This is a genomic window from Bradyrhizobium sp. LMTR 3, assembly GCF_001693485.1.
GTDB lineage: Bacteria > Pseudomonadota > Alphaproteobacteria > Rhizobiales > Xanthobacteraceae > Bradyrhizobium.
The window spans coordinates 37,573-57,511 of sequence record NZ_MAXC01000051.1 but is presented as its reverse complement, the minus strand read 5'-3'; the positions used below and the strand labels follow the sequence as shown (position 1 = coordinate 57,511).

The 19,939-nt window shown below is 59.5% G+C and carries 22 protein-coding genes and 1 pseudogene; 19 read left to right on the top strand and 4 right to left on the bottom strand.

Annotated features, from left to right (window positions below; all coding sequences use genetic code 11):
- Window positions 1-93: 93 nt before the first annotated feature.
- The 3 genes from LMTR3_RS30645 to LMTR3_RS30635 all read left to right on the top strand — a co-directional run bounded on the left by LMTR3_RS30645 (window position 94) and on the right by LMTR3_RS30635 (window position 2,412).
- A complete protein-coding gene (locus LMTR3_RS30645; protein WP_065748705.1) occupies window positions 94-1,227 on the top strand; it encodes an alpha-hydroxy acid oxidase in 1,134 nt (377 codons plus the stop codon).
- A 158-nt stretch (window positions 1,228-1,385) separates the two neighbouring features.
- Complete coding sequence (locus tag LMTR3_RS30640; protein ID WP_065748704.1) at window positions 1,386-1,592, top strand: hypothetical protein; 207 nt, start codon at window positions 1,386-1,388, stop codon at window positions 1,590-1,592.
- A gap of 466 nt (window positions 1,593-2,058) precedes the next feature.
- Window positions 2,059-2,412, top strand: coding sequence for a phasin (locus LMTR3_RS30635; protein WP_065748703.1), 354 nt, complete (start codon window positions 2,059-2,061; stop codon window positions 2,410-2,412).
- Between the two features lie 8 nt (window positions 2,413-2,420).
- Here LMTR3_RS30635 and LMTR3_RS30630 read toward each other — a convergent pair whose 3' ends face one another.
- Window positions 2,421-2,642 carry a hypothetical protein gene (locus tag LMTR3_RS30630; protein ID WP_176722037.1) on the bottom strand — a complete coding sequence of 74 codons (222 nt, stop codon included), beginning with the start codon at window positions 2,640-2,642 and terminating at the stop codon, window positions 2,421-2,423.
- Window positions 2,643-2,845: 203 nt separating this feature from the next.
- On the opposite strand from LMTR3_RS30630, the gene LMTR3_RS30625 reads away from it, so the two are divergent.
- Window positions 2,846-3,130, top strand: a complete 285-nt coding sequence (locus LMTR3_RS30625) for a hypothetical protein (RefSeq protein ID WP_065748702.1) — start codon at window positions 2,846-2,848, stop codon at window positions 3,128-3,130.
- Between the two features lie 856 nt (window positions 3,131-3,986).
- On the opposite strand, the gene LMTR3_RS36950 is transcribed toward LMTR3_RS30625, so the two are convergent.
- Window positions 3,987-4,223, bottom strand: a complete 237-nt coding sequence (locus LMTR3_RS36950; protein WP_084029914.1) for a hypothetical protein — start codon at window positions 4,221-4,223, stop codon at window positions 3,987-3,989.
- Between the two features lie 27 nt (window positions 4,224-4,250).
- Here LMTR3_RS36950 and LMTR3_RS36945 point away from each other — a divergent pair, with 27 nt between their 5' ends.
- The 7 genes and pseudogenes from LMTR3_RS36945 (at window position 4,251) to LMTR3_RS30595 (ending at window position 9,225) form a co-directional block, all read left to right on the top strand.
- The gene (locus tag LMTR3_RS36945; RefSeq protein WP_502686682.1) at window positions 4,251-4,613 is read left to right on the top strand and encodes a hypothetical protein; all 363 of its coding nucleotides are present in this window, start codon (window positions 4,251-4,253) and stop codon (window positions 4,611-4,613) included.
- A 99-nt stretch (window positions 4,614-4,712) separates the two neighbouring features.
- Window positions 4,713-5,195, top strand: a complete 483-nt coding sequence (locus tag LMTR3_RS30615; protein ID WP_065748700.1) for a hypothetical protein — start codon at window positions 4,713-4,715, stop codon at window positions 5,193-5,195.
- A gap of 237 nt (window positions 5,196-5,432) precedes the next feature.
- Window positions 5,433-6,533 (top strand): hypothetical protein, encoded by a 1,101-nt coding sequence (locus LMTR3_RS38100; RefSeq protein ID WP_141686887.1) that lies wholly within the window; start codon window positions 5,433-5,435, stop codon window positions 6,531-6,533.
- A gap of 77 nt (window positions 6,534-6,610) precedes the next feature.
- Window positions 6,611-6,709 (top strand): annotated as a pseudogene (locus LMTR3_RS40125) (phage terminase large subunit); the annotation flags it as partial.
- A gap of 106 nt (window positions 6,710-6,815) precedes the next feature.
- Window positions 6,816-7,244 (top strand): GNAT family N-acetyltransferase, encoded by a 429-nt coding sequence (locus LMTR3_RS30605; protein WP_065748699.1) that lies wholly within the window; start codon window positions 6,816-6,818, stop codon window positions 7,242-7,244.
- 189 nt (window positions 7,245-7,433) lie between these two features.
- Window positions 7,434-8,660 (top strand): acyl-CoA dehydrogenase family protein, encoded by a 1,227-nt coding sequence (locus LMTR3_RS30600; protein WP_065748698.1) that lies wholly within the window; start codon window positions 7,434-7,436, stop codon window positions 8,658-8,660.
- A gap of 10 nt (window positions 8,661-8,670) precedes the next feature.
- Window positions 8,671-9,225 (top strand): flavin reductase family protein, encoded by a 555-nt coding sequence (locus LMTR3_RS30595; RefSeq protein WP_065748697.1) that lies wholly within the window; start codon window positions 8,671-8,673, stop codon window positions 9,223-9,225.
- 52 nt (window positions 9,226-9,277) lie between these two features.
- Here the strand turns inward: LMTR3_RS30595 and LMTR3_RS30590 are convergent, their stop codons facing one another.
- The gene (locus tag LMTR3_RS30590; RefSeq protein WP_065748696.1) at window positions 9,278-10,153 is read right to left on the bottom strand and encodes a polysaccharide deacetylase family protein; all 876 of its coding nucleotides are present in this window, start codon (window positions 10,151-10,153) and stop codon (window positions 9,278-9,280) included.
- A gap of 18 nt (window positions 10,154-10,171) precedes the next feature.
- Window positions 10,172-11,278: an LLM class flavin-dependent oxidoreductase gene (locus tag LMTR3_RS30585; RefSeq protein WP_065748695.1), complete on the bottom strand. Its 1,107-nt coding sequence runs from the start codon at window positions 11,276-11,278 to the stop codon at window positions 10,172-10,174.
- Between the two features lie 172 nt (window positions 11,279-11,450).
- On the opposite strand from LMTR3_RS30585, the gene LMTR3_RS30580 reads away from it, so the two are divergent.
- The 8 genes from LMTR3_RS30580 (at window position 11,451) to LMTR3_RS30545 (ending at window position 19,932) form a co-directional block, all read left to right on the top strand.
- A complete protein-coding gene (locus LMTR3_RS30580; protein WP_065748694.1) occupies window positions 11,451-12,332 on the top strand; it encodes an FAD binding domain-containing protein in 882 nt (293 codons plus the stop codon).
- Window positions 12,329-12,814, top strand: a complete 486-nt coding sequence (locus tag LMTR3_RS30575; protein ID WP_065748693.1) for a (2Fe-2S)-binding protein — start codon at window positions 12,329-12,331, stop codon at window positions 12,812-12,814. Before LMTR3_RS30580 ends, LMTR3_RS30575 begins: the two co-directional genes overlap by 4 nt.
- The gene (locus tag LMTR3_RS30570; RefSeq protein ID WP_065748972.1) at window positions 12,811-15,204 is read left to right on the top strand and encodes a xanthine dehydrogenase family protein molybdopterin-binding subunit; all 2,394 of its coding nucleotides are present in this window, start codon (window positions 12,811-12,813) and stop codon (window positions 15,202-15,204) included. The genes LMTR3_RS30575 and LMTR3_RS30570 overlap by 4 nt, the downstream gene beginning before the upstream one ends.
- A gap of 170 nt (window positions 15,205-15,374) precedes the next feature.
- Window positions 15,375-16,382, top strand: coding sequence for an ABC transporter substrate-binding protein (locus LMTR3_RS30565; RefSeq protein ID WP_065748692.1), 1,008 nt, complete (start codon window positions 15,375-15,377; stop codon window positions 16,380-16,382).
- Between the two features lie 38 nt (window positions 16,383-16,420).
- Window positions 16,421-17,236 (top strand): ABC transporter permease, encoded by an 816-nt coding sequence (locus LMTR3_RS30560; protein WP_065748691.1) that lies wholly within the window; start codon window positions 16,421-16,423, stop codon window positions 17,234-17,236.
- A 4-nt stretch (window positions 17,237-17,240) separates the two neighbouring features.
- Window positions 17,241-18,026, top strand: a complete 786-nt coding sequence (locus tag LMTR3_RS30555) for an ABC transporter permease (RefSeq protein ID WP_065748971.1) — start codon at window positions 17,241-17,243, stop codon at window positions 18,024-18,026.
- The gene (locus LMTR3_RS30550; protein WP_065748690.1) at window positions 18,023-19,084 is read left to right on the top strand and encodes an ABC transporter ATP-binding protein; all 1,062 of its coding nucleotides are present in this window, start codon (window positions 18,023-18,025) and stop codon (window positions 19,082-19,084) included. Before LMTR3_RS30555 ends, LMTR3_RS30550 begins: the two co-directional genes overlap by 4 nt.
- Before the next feature lie 8 nt (window positions 19,085-19,092).
- Entirely contained in the window at window positions 19,093-19,932 is an 840-nt protein-coding gene (locus tag LMTR3_RS30545) for a phosphodiesterase (RefSeq protein WP_065748689.1), read from the top strand.
- Window positions 19,933-19,939: the final 7 nt, after the last annotated feature.

The following is a 19,939-nucleotide window of genomic DNA, read 5'->3' as shown; positions in this document are numbered from 1 at the left end:
TCCCTGCGTTTGCACCACGCCTAACCCTTTCAAAGCGGTAGCTTTTTCCGTTCTTCTGCGGCTAATGTGCCGCCAAAGCGGGAGAGAAACATCATGAACGACGGGACCTCCATACGGTCGGCGAGAAATGTCGAGCTCGGCGCCAGTGGCGAAGAATTCCAGAATCTCCACGAATTCATTCGGAAGGCACGCGCCCGGCTCAACCAGAATGCATGGGACTATATCGTCGGGGCCTCCGAAACGGAGACCACCATGCGTCGCAACCGCATGGCGCTCGACGAGATTGCATTCCGGCCTCGGGTATTGCGCAATGTCGTGGAAGTCGACCCCTCGACCGAGGTCTTCGGCCGCCGCCTGCGTCTGCCTGTCATGATTGCACCGGTCGGTGCGCTGGAGATTTTCGATCCCAATTCAGGCGCCGCGGTCGCGCGCGGAGCCGGGCAGTTCGGCGCCGCTCATATGTTGAGTTCGGTGTCCGAACCGGGGCTGGAGGCGACGGCCAAAGCCGCACCCGGCGCATTGCGTATCTATCAGCTCTATGTCCGCGGCGACGACGCCTTTGTTGAAGACGTTGTCAGCCGCTCTATCGAGAATGGTTATGCCGCCTTTTGCCTGACAGTCGACACCGCGCATTACAGCCGGCGCGAGCGCGATATCGCTAAGCGGTATGTCCGCGAAAGCCGTATCCGGGCCACCGGCGGCGACTTCCAAAAAGGGCTGGAGTGGCGCACGGTGAAGCTGATCAAGGACAAGTATAAAATTCCGCTGGTGATCAAGGGCATCGCCACGGCGGAAGACGCGGCCATTGCGCTCGATCATGGCGTGGACTGGATCTATGTGTCGAACCATGGCGGCCGCCAGCTCGACCACGGACGCGGTGCGATGCACGTCTTGCCGGAAATCGTCGACGCGGTTGCCGGTCGCGCCAGGATCATGGTTGACGGGTCGTTCTGCCGCGGTACCGACATCGTAAAGGCGATTGCCTCCGGCGCCGATCTGGTCGGCATCGGCCGTCTGCAGTGCTGGGCGCTCGCGGCCGCAGGCGAGGCCGGCATCGTGCGGATGCTTGAATTGCTGGAAGACGAAGTGATCCGCTGCCTCGGGCTGCTCGGCGTCACCAGCCTTGCCGAGCTCGACAACTCCTATCTGCATGCAGCTACGGCGACCAATCCACCCAGTGTGTTCAGCGCCTTTCCCTTGCTGGATATTGAGCCCTACCGCTATTGAGAAGAGCAGCCGCGCCGGCCTTTCGACCGATCGAGCCCGGTCATTTCCGGAGCTGCTCGCTCGTCGGGGAACCTGGCGGGCATCTCCGCATTATCGGGTGCGCCGCGGATGGCGGGAAAATATGAGTCTGATCTCCATGGCCCAATATTTGGAAGCGAATGGCAGAAAATCCTTTCGCTGAATTCAGCCTCGAGAAGGCGATCGATCTCCGCTGGACGTTGCGGGACATCCAGGCTCGCCGACTGAAACTGTCGCCGGTCAGCGACGAAGACTTGAGAACATTGACGGGTCTCGGCCTGGTCGAAGTGCGCGAGGAGGGGATCGTGCTGACGCAGGCGGGGATCGCCGTGCTGAACGACTCGTAATCAGCGCGCCTTCAGGAAGCTCTCGCCAGAGTCGCAAGGCGTGCAGTGGTAGGTCAGCACGTCGTAATTCTGGTCGCGTGGCTCGATCGTGGCGAGCCGCATTTGTGCGCCGCATTTCATGCACGGCATTTCTATGCTGGTTTGAAAGCGCGTGCAGGTTGGCGTCGGTCGAAATGTTTGCAGCATCTTATCTCCATGTCCCAAGAGAGACTTAAAATCAGAGACGCAACGCCACCGACAGCCCATCCCTAAGCCCGAATCACTATGCCATACTGTTGCCACCATTGGAATCGGGCACCGCACCCGTACGGCTACGGGCCGCGAGGGAAGGAAATCATTCCTTGGGTCATTTTTGAGATTGGGCCATGGCGGCCACCGGGGCCTACAGCGAAGCTCGGGTCCAATACGGCGCAGACGCAGCCGGGAATTGTGCTAACCTGCCAATGTCGACATTGGAGAAGCGACCATGACTGAACCGAAACTCGAAGTCCCGGCCGAACTGCGCGAGTTGGCCGAGAGAACCATCGACCAGGCAGAAAAGGCGTTCGGCATGTTCTTCGATGCCGCCGGAAAGTCCATGACGTCGATGCCGGGTGCGGGTACGGAAATTTCCAAGCAGGCGCTGTCGTTTACCGAACAGAATATGAAGGCTGCGTTCGAGCATGCCCGCAAGCTGGTCCATGCGACCGATCTCCAGGAAGCGATGCAGATCCAGTCTGAATTCCTGCGCAGCCAGTTCACCAACGCGGGCGAACATATGCGACAGATAACCGGCGGCGTCATGTCAACCGCAAAGGATTCGACGAAGGGCAAGCTCTGAGGGGCCTGCTAGCGGCGACGTCCGATCGCGACACCGAACAAAAAGGCGACGAACAGACTGGCCAGCGGCGCTTCGCGAGTGATCGCGCTTATGGTCGAGAGCGGCATTCCCGGTTTCCGTGCCGCCGTGACTGCATCGCTTAGCCGGCCGACCGCGGTCTGCAGCGCGGCGGACACTTCTGTCAGCGTGCGTGACACATCGGTCGCGGTATCAACGGCGCGCTCCGCCATGCCGGGCTGGGATGGTCCTGAGGTTTCATTCACAATTTGCAACTCATCCTTGATCGCTTTGGCATCCGCCGAGCGACGGCTAACTTCCGACAATGCGGGGCCAATACATTTGTTCCAAAAGGTCCACCTCTGGCAGATCGATGAGGGAACTTTCGGCATCGTCCGGATTTGATTTGGCAAGAGGAAGCAACGCGGATTTTCCGATGGCGAAAGAATTGACTGAAGATCAGTTGATCAGAAGCGGTGGCGCGCCATTGAAGGTCGCGATTGGGGTCGCCATTCTCGGCATGCTCGGCATGCTGATCGTTGACCATGGGCCGTGGAACAAGCCGAAAGTACAGCACCCAACGATCGCCAATTACAGCACCACCGGTGAAGCTGCACGGGCAGCCGGTGCGCAGGTCATGCCAACCGAACCGAAGCTTGAGGTGGAGCCTGAACCGCCCGTACCAAAGCCGGTTCACCCGGCTAATCGGGCGCCGCAATAAGCCGCAATAAAGCGTGCCGTTTGACCCGCCGGGCAAATCGCCGGCAAAGCGGCATCATCACGGAAACTCGCAGGGGCCTCCGAAAGAGCACATCAGCGCACGCTGACGAACACGCCCCAGCATGCGGCCAAGCCTGCCACCACCAGTACCAGCAGTGGATTGTCACAGAACGGGCTGCGATATTGGCACATCGCCGCACCTAGCGAGCCATGTCGTGACGGCTTGCCGCATAGAACAAGCCCGACAGAAGCGTGAGTATGGCAGCAACGAAAAATATCCGATGGCCTCCTTGCGCTCAGTTGAACCGCGGGTTGCGCCATCCACGGCCAACGATTTCGTTTCGATATCGCTGCGTTCGATTTGAGGCTGCTCCGGTACTTGACGTGTCGGGCAAATCAGGTGCACGATGACATCATCGCCGATCTTGCAGAGCCCGCGCCGGAAACGGTGACGGGCTTTTCACTTCATAGAGTTTCGGCCAGGGCGATTTCGAATTGTCGAAGCCGTTTCGTCGAATTTTCCGCAATTCGCTGACCACTCGAAAACGGTTTGACATGTCGGGCAAATCACCGGCATAACGCCATCATCGCGAAAATTGCAAAGCCCGCACGGAGAAATCCGTCGCGGGCTTTTTGTTTGGAATTCTCGAATCGGACGGCGGTCGCACGTCGACGCCGCAACTCCCAACGCTCCCCGCCCGGGCGTCACGAGTGCGCCGCCGTCCGAACCTTCCATCACCACCCAATTGGCCGGCATGCGCGAACATGCCGGTCCGCGGCGCGGATCGTCACGCGCCGCACGCGGCCCCGACGGGATAAGGTTCGCGCCCCAAATGATCCGCGCCTGCACACCGCGATCATGCCGCACATTTCTTTTTTGGAGAAAAGCCGATGACCGCCTGCCTGATCTCGCTTGCACTTGTCGGCCTCATCGTCATCGCCGTATCGGAGGAGTTGTCGTGAGCACCGACATCAATCAGTTCATCCCGCATCCCAAACGCGATGACGCGCAGACGGATTTTCCAACAATTTCCTTTCGCACTACTCTGCGAGAGCCCTCCATCGGCCGTGTCGATGCAAGTCCAGACAAGCATGGCGGATCGTCCCGGCGAGAAGCCTAAATGGGCAAAGCAAAGGCTCTTGTTGAGATCCGATCGCTCGCGCGCAGCCACACTCGAACCGCAATCCGTGTTCTCGTCGGCATCATGCGGAGCAAGGATGCAACGCCAGCCGCCCGCGTGTCCGCCGCCAACGCCATCCTCGATCGCGGCTGGGGCAAGGCAACGCAGCCGCTGGAGAACAGCGGTGAGGGCGCGCTTGAACTGATTCATCGGATTGAGCGCGTCATTGTGCATCCTGGAAAAGGGAGCGGGCAAGCGCTTGAGGCCTCATCAAGTGCCCCGATTCGAAATGAAGCACAAGGCAAGCAGACACTTATGAACACGGCCTCTGCCGCATCTGCACAAAAATTGCTGAAACTATAGGATGCTATCAGGAGGAGAATGCACGAGAAATCCTCACGGGATCGATAGGGTCATCCGTCGATAAAGCGGCTTGAACCTCTAGATACGAGTGGCTTCCAAATGACTTATCAGAAGATGACAACCTCCCTAGCCCGTTCGATGGTGTTCTCGCTGGCTGCTTCCTCACTGCTGCTTATCCAAGCATCGACCGTTCGCGCCGATCCCGCCCTCTGCTTGGAAAAAGCAAAGTCCTATTTCGCTGAGATCGATCAGTTGCTGTCAAAAGAAAAAAACTGGATCATGCCTTTCGTCGAGCTCAATGAGCGATACTCCCCTCTTGAGGATTGCGATACCGACCTCCTGTTGCAGGAAGCCACCCGATGGAGATTCATCCAGCCAATAATCTACAATCCGCACGCGAAGTATTACCTTGTTCGTTTCTGGAGCGATGACGTCAAGGTTCAGTTCGCGTATTACGCCATCAAGAAGAAGTCCGATACTCACAGCGCTGGGTGGGTGAGCAAGTGCGATCGTCTCGACGTTATCAGCCCGGACTATGCTTGGTGCATCCTGGGCAATTGGCTCAATTACTGGCTCCGTTGATCTCCATTACGATCGCACATTGACTGACGTCGTCGAGCAGTCGGCAACGGATGCACTATCGTTCCATGTGCCGCCAGGACAAATTGCGGTTTAAGACCCGTGCAATCGGTGATCATGACGTAACGCCCCACGTCCCCTACGCCTCGAGGGCAATAGAACGACAGCCCTGTTAATCATTGATTTGAGCGTAAAGACTTGGCCGCTCAGCATTCATCACAACGGTCAGCGAGATAGTCAATGCGTGAAAGAATTTTTCTCACCTACACCAATGCGACGGCGTTGCCATATTTTGGAAAGGTCTTAGCGCACCATATCGTGTTGAACTACATCGACTCCAATGGAGTCCACCACACACTAGAGGGGGTGCCAGAACGGAAGTTCAATCGCAATATCGAAAAACTGATCGCATTCTCCAGCGAGGAGCGGCAGCTAGACAGCACAAGGAATACGGATTCGCCGTTTCGGCGGCTAAGAGCGTACCGAGACAAAGGTATCGGCACTGCATCGCTGGACAAGCCGCATACGATGATTGCCAGTGGTGATGATCTCAGCTTTCAATGGGATCGAATGAAGCGATTCGGTGACGGCGTTAACGCCACTGGTTACGAGTATCGTCCATATTCCCAAAACAGCAATTCCTTTGCAGCCGGAGCCTTGAAGCAGGGAGGCTTTCTCGGGCCAGGTGCCGTGCTCCCTGAAGTCTTTAATCGGCTCATCGTAGTTGATCCGGCAAATGGCAGTGCACATGCCGTTCGGGTTCCAGGGTTTGATCGACGCCTGACAAATCCACTTAACATGGCGGTGCCTCCTCTTGACGCAGTGCCGTTCGTGCCAACGAATTCGTCGCTGACCGAGGTTCGTCAAGACGCGTTCGATAAACGGTTCGAAACCCCGGATACTTCTCCTCGGGAGAATCGCTCGAAAAATAAGGGCTACCCTGCTTGGCTGCCGCCAATAGGAACTCAGGGGACCACGGGCGGAAAGCCAGAGCGATATCTAGCTCGTCGCGTTGCCGGCCAACCCGAAATATCTGCATTCGACGTGGGCGCTCGAGCGGTGCCTTTCGTTCCGTCTGATGAGAATTCCTCGTCTCCTCGTTCGACTTCACTTCCTGACCGCTTCGGAAACTGGAGTTCCTCACCACCAGTCAGTGCGCCGAGAGCGACATATTCGCTTGCGCCGCCGCGAGCCGAAACACCACCCGGTATCGCCACCGGCAAGCCGGAGCCCGATCTACCCTTTCCCCTTCCGATCCTGAATTTTTCGAAGAGCCTATCGGCGCGCGACGATAGGATCGACGACGACTTTCTTTTCGGCTTGCTTCGCTTCAGAAGGTAAGGGCGCCTCTGACAATCTGTCCTCTGGCGTCGAGATAAGGAATCGGCGAGCTTGAAACCATCGAACAGGACGTGTCATTGACCATCCTAAAAATTCCGACAGCGAAGGTCTTTGAGCCGCTGCTAGCGCCCGCGCGCTACAAGGGCGTTTACGGCGGGCGCGGCTCGGGTAAGGCAGTCGTCACGATGATCGTAGCGGGATTCGTCGGTGCCGTGTGGCTCGGCATCAAGGCGACGCTCGGCAAATGATCGGTTGACGCACACATAAACGTGCAGGTGCGACATGTATCAAATTCGGGAGGTTGACGGGAGCGAGGACGATAATGCGGACACACTTGCAGAACTTCATCAGTTGACGTTTCTTGATACCGCGCCCGTTCCGCAATTCGATCAGGGGCATTGGTGGCTTGCGTTTTGCGGAACCAGGCCTGTCGCTTTCGCCGGTGTCATTCCGTCGACGCACGTTTTCAAAGCCGGCTATTTTTGCCGCGTGGGCGTGCTGGGCAACCATTGCGGACGTCGGCTTCAGTTGCGCCTGATGCGAGCCATGGAGGCGCGTGCGCGTCTGAATGGGTGGTATTCGATCGTATCTGACACTACGGATAATATTTCGTCAGCCAACAACTTCATTCGTGCGGGTTACCGCCTGTTCAGCCCAGCGCATCCCTGGGCCTGGCCGAACACGCTTTATTGGCGCAAGGACATGAAATAGCTGCTTGGGATTTCCATGTCTCAAAATGCCTCTACTCGCCCGGTGGCCATCGGCCGCCGGGCTTTTTTGCGTTTTTGAGCAGCCTCTTGCGGCGGAGTAGCCATGTTCCGCCGTCTTGATCATTGGCCGTCAGCCGGTAGACTGGCAAAATGCGGGCGGCGTAAAGCAACGAAGCAGGCGAGGAAACACATGGCGGAGCACGGCCGCAAGCCGGATGCAGGTTCGCCCGCGGGACCGGGCTCGGACAGCTATGCCGCCATGGTTGCACGTGCCAAGGCCCTGATTCCAGAATTGCGCGGTCGCGCTTCAAAGACGGAGGAGCTCCGCCGCCTGCCGCCCGAGACCGAACGTGATTTGCATGACGCCGGCTTGTTCCGGGTCGTGCAGCCCAGGCGCGTCGGAGGCGCCGAGCTTGACTATGTGGCTCTGGTCGATTGCTCCGACGCATTGGCGCAGGCGGATGCTTCCGTAGCATGGAATTTCGCCAACCTTGCCAGCCACCACTGGATGCTGGGCATGTTCGACAAGCATGCGCAGGACGCGGTTTGGAGCAGGAATGCCGATGCGTTGATTGCCTCGTCCTTCATCTTTCCAGCCGGGCGCGCGAGAAAGGCGGAAGGGGGATACGTCCTGCGCGGTCATTGGCCGTTCTCCTCGGGTGTGGAATCCTGCGACTGGAACATGCTTGCGGGCGTGGTGTCCTCGGACGATGAGGCCGAGGGTATCGAATACCGGATATTCCTGCTCAACCGGAGCGAATACAGGATCAACGACACCTGGAATGCGACGGGCCTGTGCGGTACCGGGTCGAACGATGTATGGGTCGAGGATCGCTTCATTGCGAAGAACATGACCATCGCAGTCAGTGATCTGACCGGCGGACCGACGCCCGGAAGCGTCGTCAACCCAAACGCGCTCTATGCGCTACCGGTATTCTCGCTGTTTCCTTATGTATTGTCGGGCGTCGGTCTGGGCAATGCGCAAGCCTGTCTCGATGATTACGTCGAGCTCGCGCGGCATCGGGCCTCGACCTACAATCGTGCCAAACTCAGCGATCTGCAGACGACCCAAATCAAGATCGCGGAAGCGTCCGCCAAGATCGATGCGGCGCGCCTCGTGATGCGTACGAACTGCATCGATGCGATGGCCGAGGCGAGGCGGGGCCATATTCCAGACCTTGCGGTCAAGACGAGGTTGCGGCGGGATGGCGCCTTCGCAGTGAACCTCTGCACCGAAGCGGTCTCGCTGTTGTTCGCGGCAAGTGGCGCACGCAGCCTGTTCACGTCAGGTGCGCTGCAGCGGCAGTTCCGCGACGCTCACGCCGTGAATTCGCACCTCGCATTCAATTTTGATGCGGCCGGAACAAACTATGGACGCGTGGCGCTTGGCCTGCCGTCCGAAAATCTGACGCTCTGAGGCCCGACGGATGTCTGATGCACCCAAACATCCGGCCGATCCGGCCAATGAACTTGCCAGCGACAACTCGGCGATTGACCCACGGGATTTTCGCAATGCGCTCGGCACATTCGCCACCGGCGTCACCATTGTCACGGCAATGGCCGCGGACGGGAGGCCGTATGGCGTTACTTGCAACTCCTTTGCTTCGGTATCGCTCAATCCGCCGCTGGTGTTGTGGAGTCTCGGGATGTTTTCGCAGGGCCTTACGATCTTCCAGAACGCCAGCCATTTTGCGGTCAACGTTCTCGGAGCTTCCCAGCAGGCGCTGGCGTCGCAGTTCGCAAAGTCGTCGGATGACAAGTTCGCCGGCGTGAACTGGACGCCGGGGCTTGGCGACGCGCCGGTGTTGACCGATTGCGTCGCCAATTTCCAATGCCGCGCGGCCAATCGATATTACGGCGGCGACCACATCATCTTCCTCGGCGCCGTCGAGGCCTATGCCTATAATCGGCAGGAACCCCTGCTGTTTGCGCGCGGTAGTTTCGGCCGGTTCATTGCTGGAGATGACAGCAAGTCCTCGTGAGCAACCGCCGAATCTCGTTGGGCCGTCGACAAGCCTGCGGTAGACCGCAAATCTAGATGTTTGCCATCTCTGCGCGATACCAGTCGCCAATCTCGCTGGCTGTCATCAGGGCCACGCTGTCGTGACCCAGAACATAGTCGAGCAACGCCTCCAGATACTTGATACGATGCGGCACGCCCGTGATGTACGGGTGAACCGAGATCGCCATGATCCGCGCGTTCGATGCGCCTTCGAGATATAGACGATCGAACTGATCGGTGCAGCGTTTCAGGAATTGCTCGGAAGAAAGATGCTGTAGTGCGTGGATGACGATGTCGTTGGTTTCGACCGAGTAGGGAATCGTCGTGATGGTGCCGTGAGGCGTGGCGATGTCCTGCGGCAGATCGTCGATCACCCAATCCGCGACGTATTCGATGCCGTTGAGGCGCAGCAGATCGATGGTTTCCTCGGTCTCGGTGAGGCCCGGGCTTTCCCATGATCGCGGCGGCTTGCCTGCAAATTTCGAAATTGTCTCGACCGATCGTTTGATGGCATCCGCCTGATTCTCGACCTTGTGCATCGGCCCCTGTACGAAACCGTGGCCCATGAATTCAAAGCCGGCGTCGAGTGCAGCGGAGGCGACGCGCGGGTAGGCGTTGCAGACATTGGCATTGAGCGCCAACGTCACGGGTATTTTGCGATCCGTCAGCGCCTTGAGCTGTCGCCAGAAGCCGGCGCGCATCCCGTATTCATGCCAGGACCAGTTCGGCACGTCGGGCAATAGCGGCTGGCCCATCGGCGGGCTCAGCACGGTGCGAGGCATCGCGTTCTCGATCCGCCACTCCTCGACATTGAGGATGACCCATACCGCGAGTTTCTTGCCGCCGGGAAGCGTGAGCTTCGGCCTGTCGACTTGTGCTTGATAGGGAATGCGATCGCTCAGCGCCACGGCGAGCTCCCCGGCGGATTACTCGGCGGCCTTGGAAGCGCCGGATGCGCCAGCATTGATCCTCGGCATGACCTGTTCGGCCATCAGGACCATCGACTGTCGCCCCAGTTCGCGGTCTTTCCAGTCCTTGCCGGCATAAAGCAACGTGCCGAAGGGGCCGGTCTCTTCCTGAAAAGCCAGCAGTTGATCCGCCACGCTGTCCGGCGTGCCATGAATGATCAGCTTGTCGCAGATCGACTCCAGCGTCACCTCGTCGTCCGGCTGATCGCGGCGGGTCTTGAACAGCTCGATGCGACCGCTCCGCTTCAACTTGGTAAGCAACGAGCGATAGTAGTAGACATAAGGTCCGTTTGGATCGGTGGCATAAGCCTTTGCGGTAGCTGCGTTCTTGGCTACGAACACGCTCTTGGCGACGCGCCAGTTCGCCGGATCTGCAGGACGGCCGGCGCGTTCACATCCCTCTACGTATTTCGGCCAATGGCTTTTCACCCAGGCCGGCATCAGGAAATTTGCCGAGATTGGTTCCCAACCGCGCGCGGCGGCTTCGGTCACGCCCTTTGAAAACGGCGCCACCGCAGTGACCACGATCGGCGGGTGCGGCCGCTGCAGTGGACGCGGAATGAAGCCCTGGCCGATGTCTTCGATCAGAGTCTTCTGCACCGATATATTCCAGAATTGACCTTGCAGATTATAGGGCGGCTCGCTGGCCCAGATCTGAAGCACCTGATTGATCGCCTCCAGGAACATGGCATTCCTGTCCGCCTCGAGATTGCCGAACACTTCCGCGTCCGACAGCAGGCCGCCGGGGCTGATGCCGAAGATCAATCGCCCGTCGAGCATGTGATCGAGCATCGCTATCGAGGCTGCAATCGCTGCTGGATGGGCGTTCGGCATGTTGACGGTGCCGGTGCCAAGTTTAATCTTGCTGGTTGCAGCAGCGAGCCATGCAATGAATGCGAAGCATGACGTGATGTTCTCGGCTCTGTCCGTGGTGTGCTCGCCGACATAGCCCTCGGTGAACCCGAGCTCATCGGCCAGCAGGAAAGCCTCGCGATCTTCCTTGAGCGAAAGCCGCCAATCCTTGTCGACAGGATGGATCGGCATCGTAAAGAACCCAAGCTTCATGGTTCGCTCTTCCCCAAAAGGCAACTTATTGTTTGCACAGAACGTGCGTCGTTCGCCGCTCGAAAACAAGCTCAAAGTCGCAAATTACCCGACAACAAACTTGACCTTTGGCGATCGCAGCCGTCTAATTCCGCGAAAATGATGACTGTTGGCCGGGGAGGTCACGCCAAGAATGAAAGCCGCGGCTTTCGCCTACGTTCGCGCAACCAGCGTCGAAAATGCGCTGGAATTGTTGAGCGTGCATGGCGAAGCTGCCAAGCTATTGTCGGGAGGCCAGAGCCTGGTGCCGGCGATGAATCTGCGCCTGGTCGCGCCGGAACTCATTGTCGATATTGGCGAGCTGACCGAGTTGCGCGGGGTAGCGGTGAAGGGAGAGGTCCTCACCATCGGCGCGCTGACACGTCACGCTGATCTGTTGAAGTCGCGGGAAATAGCAGCCCACGCTCCCCTGTTGAAGGATGCGGTCGCCCATGTCGCCCATCCCGCGATCCGCAATCGCGGCACGATTGGGGGAAGCCTTGCGCACGCTGATCCAGCTTCGGAACTGCCAGCCTGCATGCTCACGCTTGGCGCTACCATCATTGCCCGTGGACCGGGCGGCGAGCGGCGGATTGCGGCAAACGAGTTCTTCGTCGGGATCTACGAAACCACGCTTACTCCGCAGGAACTGCTGGTTGCCGTCGAGCTGCCGGTGAATCCAAAGAACTCGACGCATTTCTTTCATGAGTTCGCCCGTCGGCATGGCGATTACGCCATTGTTGGCCTTGCAGCGCAGGCTTCCATCAAGGATGGGCGCTTCGCCGATCTTCGACTTGGCTTCTTTGCCGTCGGCGATCGCCCGTTGCTGGCCAAGTCTGCCAGCAAGCTGGTCGATGTCGCCATCACACCTGCGGTGTTGTCTGAGGCAGCTTCTGCATTGGACGACGAACTCGATCCGCTGGAGGATCAACAAGCGACAGCCGCCATGCGTCGGCATCTGGCGAAGGTTCTGTTGACGCGCTGCGTGTCGTTACTGCTTGCCCGGTCTGATCTTCGTGCGGGAGCGTCGGCGTGACGGCTACGATTGCGATTGCGTTGAGTGTCAATGGCGAGCTCGTCGAAGCGAATGTACTGCCGCGCCTGAATCTGGCAGATTTTCTTCGCGAGCATCTCAAGCTGACCGGCACGCATGTCGGATGCGAACATGGCGTGTGCGGGGCATGCACGGTCCGCGTCAATGGCGACATCGTCCGCTCCTGCCTGATGCTCGCGGTTCAGACGCACAAGGCCGCGATCGAGACGATCGAGGGGGTGTCCGACAGCGGTGAGATTGCCGATTTGCAGTCAGCATTCCGGGAGCGTAACGCACTGCAGTGCGGTTTCTGCACGCCGGGAATGCTGATGGCGGCGCAGGATCTGCTGAAGCAATCGCCGTGTCCGGATCGAGAACGGATACGCGAACATCTTTCCGGCAACTATTGTCGCTGTACAGGCTACCAGGCCATCGTCGACGCCATCGAAAGCACAGCGTGGGCGCGCACGGGACGCCGGCCATGACATCGGAGCTGGCAAATCCTCAAACACTTTCTGCGCTGGACCGCCCGAACTCGTATATCGGGAAGGCAGTGCCGCGGCCGAACCTCGATCGTCTGATGCAGGGACGCGGGCTCTATGTCAGCGACATCGAGCTCCCACGTATGGCGTATGCCGTGTTCCTACGCTCGCCGCACGCGCACGCGAGGATCGTTGGCATCGAGACTTCAGCGGCCAAGCAGATGCCCGGAGTCATCGCCGTCGTTTCAGGCAGGGAGCTATCGACCGTCGTCACGCCGTGGGTCGGCGTGCTTTCGCATCTGAAGGGACTCAAATCCGCCCCGCAAAGTGCGATTGCTGTCGACCGAGTGTGCTGGCAGGGTGAAGCGGTCGCTGCCGTGGTGGCGGCCAGCCGCGCACAGGCCGAGGACGCCGCAGAGCATGTCTCGGTTAAATATGAGGAGCTGCACGCCGTAACGGATATGCGTACCGCGCTCGATCCGGCAACGCCTGTGATCCACGCCTCCCTCGGGGACAATCTGGCGTTCGAGCGCATTCACGACGCGGGCGCCGTCGATCAGGCCTTTGCCGAGTCCGACGAGGTGTTCGAAGCAGAGTTCGTTTTCGGACGGCATACCGGCGTGACGCTGGAGCCGCGCGCGGTGGTAGCTGACTGGAGCGCCGCGGAAGCCAAGCTGACCATCTATCAGGGCACGCAGGCGCCGCATATGGTGCAGAATATCGCGGCGCTCCATCTTGGCTTGAAGGAATCGCAGGTCCGCGTCGTCTGCAAGGACGTCGGCGGCTCCTTCGGTATCAAGGTCCATATCTATGCGGATGAGATGGCGACCTACGCACTATCCAAACTCCTGCGGCGTCCGGTCAAGTTCGTCGCCGACCGGGTCGAGAGCTTCAACACCGATATTCATGCGCGCGACCATCGCTGCAGGGGAAAGATCGGCGTCAAGCGCGATGGCACCATCATGGCATTCGAGATCGACGATCTTACGGGCATCGGGCCTTATTCCATGTACCCGCGCACCAGCGCGATCGAGGCCAATCAGGTCGTCAATCTCGTGGGCGGGCCCTATGTGACCGGGAATTACCGCGCCCGTGCCCGCGTTGTATTTCAGAACAAGAACGTGATGTGCCAGTACCGTGCCGTCGGCCATCCGATCGCCTGCTCGGTGACGGAGGGCCTGGTCGATCTGGCGGCGATGAAGATTGCCATGGATCCAGTTGAAATCCGCCGCCGCAATCTGATTGCCGACGACGCCTACCCCTGCGCCTCGCCATCAGGTCTGCGCTTCGAGCAGTTGTCGCACCATGCGGCGCTCGCCAAGCTCGTCCAAATGATGGACTACGATGCGTTGCGCGCTGAGCAGGCTGCCTTGCGAGTGAAGAACATCCATCGTGGCATCGGCATCGCCAGCTTCATCGAGGTTACCAACCCGAGCGCGGCATTTTATGGCGTGGGCGGTGCGAAGATATCCTCGCAGGACGGTGTCGCGGTGCGGCTTGATGCGCAGGGGTCAGTGATCTGCCAAACAAGTATCACCGAGCAGGGACAGGGATCGGAATCGCTTACCGCACAGATCGTTGGAAGCGTGCTTGGCGTCTCGATGGATCGCGTCCGCGTGATCCTGGGCGACACCGACAATACGCCGTATGGTGGCGGCACCTGGGCTTCGCGCGGTGCTGGTATCGGTGGAGAGGCCGCGCTTCAGGCCGCCAAGGTACTGCGCAAGAACATCCTCGACGTAGCGGCTGTCGTTCTGCAATCGACGCCAAGCGAACTCGATATTGTCAACAACGCGGTAGTGAATGTCGTCGATGGCGCGCCGCGAATCGATCTGAGCGAGCTCGCGCGAATTGTCTATTTCCGCCCCGACACGTTGCCGCCGGGTATTCAGCCCGAGTTGATGGCGACCAGGCACTTTGTCCCGCGCAACTATCCGTTCGCCTTCACCAATGGCGTTCAGGCCTCATGGCTGGAGCTTGATCCCGATACGGGCTTTGTGAAGCTGCTGAAGCATTGGGTAGTCGAGGATTGCGGCACGATCATTAACCCGCAACTGGTTGATGAGCAGATCAGAGGCGGCGTGGTGCAGGGGCTTGGCGCCGCGCTATTTGAGAAATGTGTGTATGACGAACGTGGACAACTCACCAACGCAAATATGGCCGACTATCTGGTTCCGATGTCCGGTGAAATGCCGGACATCGACGTCGGACATGTGGTTTCACCGACCCTCGAATCGGAACTGGGCGCGAAGGGCGCAGGGGAAGCCGGCACGGCAGGTGCGGCGGCCGCCGTGACCAATGCGGTCAATGACGCGCTCAGGCCGTTTGGGACAATCATTACAGAGATCCCCCTGACGCCTCAGGTTATTCTGACCGCCTTGGGACGCATCTAATGCGACCGCGATAAATTTGATCAGGAGGGGAAGGGCGGCGTTGATGGAGCGCCGGGCGGCGCTGCGGCCTTCCCTGCAAAACGCTGTGTCGCAAAACCTTCATACACGGCCTATACGTCACACCGATTGGTGATGAGATCGTCAATTGCTGCCCTAACCCGGAGTGCCCCATGAAGACCGCCCGTTTTGTTCTTGCCTTGCTGGCGCTGTTGCTAATCGCGCCCTGGCAATCCGCCAAAGCGGCCGACGTCATCTGCTACAATTGCCCGCCGGAATGGGCGGACTGGGCTTCCATGCTCAAGGCCCTCAAAGCCGACCTCAACTACGATATCCCGCATGACAACAAGAATTCCGGCCAAGCGCTTGCTCAGATACTTGCCGAGAAGAATAACCCGGTGGGTGATATCGGCTATTTCGGTGTCACCTTCGGTATGAAGGCCAAGGCGCAGGATGCGCTTGAGCCTTACAAGCCGGCGAAATGGGACCAGGTCCCCGCCGGCCTGAAGGATGCCGACGGTTACTGGACCACGATTCATTCCGGCACGCTTGGCCTGTTCGTGAACAAGGACGCGCTTGGCGGCAAGCCGGTGCCGGCCTGCTGGAAGGATCTCCTGAAGCCCGACTATAAGGGGATGGTCGGTTATCTCGATCCGTCGTCGGCCGCCGTCGGGTATGTCGGCGCGGTCGCGATCAATCTGGCGCTCGGTGGCTCCGAAGCGAACTTCGATCCCGCGATCAACTTCTTCAAGGACCTGCGGAAGAACGACCCGATTGTCCCCAAGCAGACTTCCTATGCCCGCGTCGTCTCCGGAGAGATGCCGATCCTGTTCGATTATGATTTCAACGCCTATCGCGCGAAATACTCAGAAAAAGGCAATTTTGAATTCGTAATCCCCTGCGAGGGATCGGTGGTGTTTCCTTACGTCGCCGGCCTCGTCAAGAACGCGCCCAATAGGGACAAGGCCAAGAAGGTGCTGGACTATCTTTTGTCGGACAAGGGACAGGCGATCTGGACCAACGCCTACCTTCGGCCGGCTCGGCCGATCGATCTGCCCGAGGCGGTGAAGAAGAAATTCCTGCCTGACAGCGAATATGCGCGTGCGAAGAACGTCGACTGGGGCCAGATGGAAAACATGCAAAAAGGCTTTGTCGATCGCTATCTCGCCGAGGTTCGCTGAGGCAATATGGCGCCTCTCGCCGGGGCACCGTGTTTCTGATGTCGCATAGGTCTTTTGTCTGGTTATGCTTGCTGCCGCTTGCGGTACTGACGGCGGCATTCTTCCTGTTGCCGATGGCGCGGCTTGTTGTAACGGGAGCAGCGGGACCGCAGGGGCTCGCGGGGTATCTCGCGATCCTGACCGAGCCGCGTTACCGTGCGACCCTCCTCAACACGGTCTTGCTAGCCACCGCGACCACCATTGTGACCCTGATCGTGGCGACGGTCACCGGGATGTTCCTGCAACGGCATCGTTTCCCCGGTCGCGCCGTTCTGATTGCGACGCTGACCTTTCCGCTGGCGTTTCCCGGCGTGGTGGTCGGCTTCATGATCATTCTTCTAGCCGGTCGACAGGGCCTGATAGGCGATTTCTCAAACCGCGTGCTTGGCGAGAAGCTGGTCTTTGCCTATTCGATCTACGGGTTGTTTCTTGGGTATCTGTATTTCTCCATCCCGCGCGTCATCCTCACCATCATGGCCGCGGTGCAGAAGCTTGATACAGGCCTGGAAGAAGCCGCGCGCTCGCTTGGCGCGAGCCCTTGGGCAGTGCAGCGTGATGTCGTCCTGCCGGCCCTGGCGCCGGCCTTCGTCGCCTCCGGCGCAATTGCGTTTGCGACCGCGATGGGGGCGTTCGGAACGGCGTTTACGCTGGCGACGAACATCGATGTGCTGCCGATGCTGATCTATACCGAATTCACGCTGGCTGCGAACTTCTCGATCTCGGCCGCGCTATCGGTCGGGCTCGGCATCATTACCTGGCTTATTCTTGCGCTCGCCCGCTCCTTCAGCGGAAGTGCCGTTGCGGCGGCTGGATGAGACCATGCGGGATCGCCTGATCTTCATCGGCCAGTTCATCTTCACCCTCCTGGTAGCCGGATTTCTGGTGGTGCCCGCGATTCTGTCGATCTCCGCCGGCGTCACCGTGAACTACTTCCGCGGCATCCAATCCGGCGTAACCTTGCAATGGGTTGTGCAGGTATGGGAGCTCTATGCGGGCACCATCCTGCTTTCATTCGTGGTTGCATTTGCAACTCTTGCAGTGACGCTCGTCGCCGGCGTTCCAGGCGCCTATGCCTTGCATGTGCGGGGAGGGCGCCTGTCGCGGATCGTCGAGGAGATCATCACGCTGCCGTTGGCGATCCCTGGCCTGGCTATCGCACTGGCACTGCTCTTGACCTATGGAGGTTTCGGCGACTTTCGCCGCTCCTGGCTGTTCATTCTCGCAGGCCATGTCATCTTCACGATGCCCTTCATGGTGCGATCCGTGATGGCTGTGTTCGCGACCGTCGACATCAAAACGCTGGATGAGGGCGCGGCATCGCTCGGCGCATCGCCGTGGCGGCGCTTCCGCGACGTGATCGTCCCCAATGCTCTGCCCGGTATATTGGCGGGCAGCCTGATGGTGGTAACGCTGTCGCTCGGAGAATTCAACCTGACCTGGATGCTGCACACGCCATTGACCAAGACATTGCCGATCGGGCTCGCCGACAGCTATGCCTCGATGCGGCTGGAAGTGGCCTCGGCCTATACGCTGATCTTCTTCGTGATGATCATTCCGCTGCTGGTCGCCATGCAATTGTTTGCCGAGAAGGAACAGAAGAAATGAGTGCGCAGGCCGGACACGGCGCCTCGGTGCGCATCGAGGCCTGCGGCAAGACCTTTGCCGACGGAACGCGCGCGCTTGAGCCTGCAACGCTCGAGATCGCTCGTGGTGAAACGCTGGTGCTGCTCGGCCCCTCCGGTTGCGGCAAGACCACCATGCTGCGCATTATCGCCGGCCTCGAACTGCCCGATGCTGGCGGCAGGGTACTGTTCGACGGCAAAGACATGACGGCGGTGCCGATCGAGCGACGCAACGTCGGCATGGTATTTCAGTCCTATGCGCTTTTCCCCAATATGACCGTATCCGATAATATCGGTTATGGATTGAAGATCCGCGGCGTACCGAAGAAGGAGCGGGCGGCGCGCGTGGCCGAACTGGTGGCGCTGACCAATATCTCCGGGCTGGAGAATCGCCGGATCGACCAGCTTTCAGGCGGCCAGCGGCAGCGGGTGGCGCTGGCGCGCGCGGTAGCGATCCGGCCGGGCATCCTGCTGCTCGACGAACCGCTGACGGCGCTCGATGCCGCCCTGCGTGACCGGCTGCGCGGCGAGCTGAACCGCCTGCTGCGCGCGCTCGGCATTACCACGATTTACGTGACGCACGATCAGTCCGAGGCCATGGAGCTTGGCGACCGTGTCGTGGTCATGCAGAAGGGGAAGATTGCCCAGATCGGCACGCCGCGCGAGATCTACTTCACGCCGAACAGTCGCTTTGTCGCCGAATTCATCGGCGCGGCGAATATCGTCGAGGCGGCCATCGAGAATGGTCACTTGGTATTGCCGGGCGGATGTCAGCCGATTGACGGCGATGCAAATATGCCGGCCGCAGTGGCGATGATTCGCCCCGAGACCATACGCGTGATGGCGGCCGAAAGCGCGCCGCTTTCAGGTATAATCGACAGCGTCAGCTTCATTGGTGACAGGCAACGGCTGGTGGTCAGCGGCGTGTCCAACAGGTCGCTCACCGTCGATGCGCCGAACACGGTCCGGGCCAAATCCGGCGAACGGATCGGATTATCGATTTCGCCGGACGCCGTCCGTCTGTTGCCGCCCGAAAGCTGAGAAGGTCGATGTCGCCAATGCCGGTTCATATTGCCCAGATTTCTGATCTGCACATCAAGCCGCCGGGAACACTTGCCTATGGCAAGGTGGATACTGCAAAGGCGCTCGAACGTTGCATTGCCGCCCTGAACGAATTCAGGCCTGCGCCCGATTTTGTAGTTGTCTCCGGCGATCTGGCGGACACGCCGACGGCCGAGGAGTATCAATATCTCAATCGGCTGCTGGCGCCGCTCGAGCTTCCGTTCGCCGGCATTCCCGGCAATCACGACTCGCGCGAATTGATGCGTGCCGCGCTTCCTTCCGCGTCCTATGCCTTCGTATCAGGGCCGCTCAATCAGAAGATCGAGGTTGCCGGGCTCGATCTGCTGTTGCTGGATTCAAGCGTAGATCGGAAGCCGCATGGCGAACTCGATGGGCCCACCTTGCAATGGCTTGACGAGGTGCTGGCTTCGTCGCTCGACCGGCCGGCGCTGCTGTTTATGCACCATCCGCCGTTCAAGGCCGGCATTTGGCACATGGACCGTCAGAATCTCCTCAATGCAAGCGAACTCGCGCCCATCGTGCGTCGTCATCCCCGCGTGCAATTGATCGCAACTGGACATGTGCACCGCGCGGCACTGACCATGTTTGCGGGCGTGCCGACCACGATCTGTCCCGCTCCCAACCATGCCGTCGATCTCGATCTGGCCGAACTGCGCGAACCTTCGTTCAAGGTGGAGCCGCCGGCCTTCCATCTCCATAGCTGGTTTCCGGGTGAGGGGTTCGGCACGGTCGTTACCCATCAAGTCCCGATAGGCACGTTCGACGGCCCACACCCGTTTTTTGGGCCGGATGGGAAGCTGCTGTAGCCGTGCG

What these genes read in the sequence shown, in the direction of transcription:
- LMTR3_RS30615 (WP_065748700.1), top strand. Translation starts at nt 4,713, where the DNA reads ATGACTTATCAGAAGATGACAACCTCCCTAGCCCGTTCGATGGTGTTC.
- LMTR3_RS30595 (WP_065748697.1), top strand. Translation starts at nt 8,671, where the DNA reads ATGTCTGATGCACCCAAACATCCGGCCGATCCGGCCAATGAACTTGCC.
- LMTR3_RS30605 (WP_065748699.1), top strand. Translation starts at nt 6,816, where the DNA reads ATGTATCAAATTCGGGAGGTTGACGGGAGCGAGGACGATAATGCGGAC.
- LMTR3_RS36950 (WP_084029914.1), bottom strand. Translation starts at nt 4,223, where the DNA reads ATGCTTGTCTGGACTTGCATCGACACGGCCGATGGAGGGCTCTCGCAG.
- LMTR3_RS30635 (WP_065748703.1), top strand. Translation starts at nt 2,059, where the DNA reads ATGACTGAACCGAAACTCGAAGTCCCGGCCGAACTGCGCGAGTTGGCC.
- LMTR3_RS30645 (WP_065748705.1), top strand. Translation starts at nt 94, where the DNA reads ATGAACGACGGGACCTCCATACGGTCGGCGAGAAATGTCGAGCTCGGC.
- LMTR3_RS30625 (WP_065748702.1), top strand. Translation starts at nt 2,846, where the DNA reads ATGGCGAAAGAATTGACTGAAGATCAGTTGATCAGAAGCGGTGGCGCG.
- LMTR3_RS36945 (WP_502686682.1), top strand. Translation starts at nt 4,251, where the DNA reads ATGGGCAAAGCAAAGGCTCTTGTTGAGATCCGATCGCTCGCGCGCAGC.
- LMTR3_RS30560 (WP_065748691.1), top strand. Translation starts at nt 16,421, where the DNA reads ATGTCGCATAGGTCTTTTGTCTGGTTATGCTTGCTGCCGCTTGCGGTA.
- LMTR3_RS38100 (WP_141686887.1), top strand. Translation starts at nt 5,433, where the DNA reads ATGCGTGAAAGAATTTTTCTCACCTACACCAATGCGACGGCGTTGCCA.
- LMTR3_RS30550 (WP_065748690.1), top strand. Translation starts at nt 18,023, where the DNA reads ATGAGTGCGCAGGCCGGACACGGCGCCTCGGTGCGCATCGAGGCCTGC.
- LMTR3_RS30545 (WP_065748689.1), top strand. Translation starts at nt 19,093, where the DNA reads ATGTCGCCAATGCCGGTTCATATTGCCCAGATTTCTGATCTGCACATC.
- LMTR3_RS30565 (WP_065748692.1), top strand. Translation starts at nt 15,375, where the DNA reads ATGAAGACCGCCCGTTTTGTTCTTGCCTTGCTGGCGCTGTTGCTAATC.
- LMTR3_RS30580 (WP_065748694.1), top strand. Translation starts at nt 11,451, where the DNA reads ATGAAAGCCGCGGCTTTCGCCTACGTTCGCGCAACCAGCGTCGAAAAT.
- LMTR3_RS30630 (WP_176722037.1), bottom strand. Translation starts at nt 2,642, where the DNA reads ATGGCGGAGCGCGCCGTTGATACCGCGACCGATGTGTCACGCACGCTG.
- LMTR3_RS30640 (WP_065748704.1), top strand. Translation starts at nt 1,386, where the DNA reads ATGGCAGAAAATCCTTTCGCTGAATTCAGCCTCGAGAAGGCGATCGAT.
- LMTR3_RS30555 (WP_065748971.1), top strand. Translation starts at nt 17,241, where the DNA reads ATGCGGGATCGCCTGATCTTCATCGGCCAGTTCATCTTCACCCTCCTG.
- LMTR3_RS30585 (WP_065748695.1), bottom strand. Translation starts at nt 11,278, where the DNA reads ATGAAGCTTGGGTTCTTTACGATGCCGATCCATCCTGTCGACAAGGAT.
- LMTR3_RS30600 (WP_065748698.1), top strand. Translation starts at nt 7,434, where the DNA reads ATGGCGGAGCACGGCCGCAAGCCGGATGCAGGTTCGCCCGCGGGACCG.
- LMTR3_RS30570 (WP_065748972.1), top strand. Translation starts at nt 12,811, where the DNA reads ATGACATCGGAGCTGGCAAATCCTCAAACACTTTCTGCGCTGGACCGC.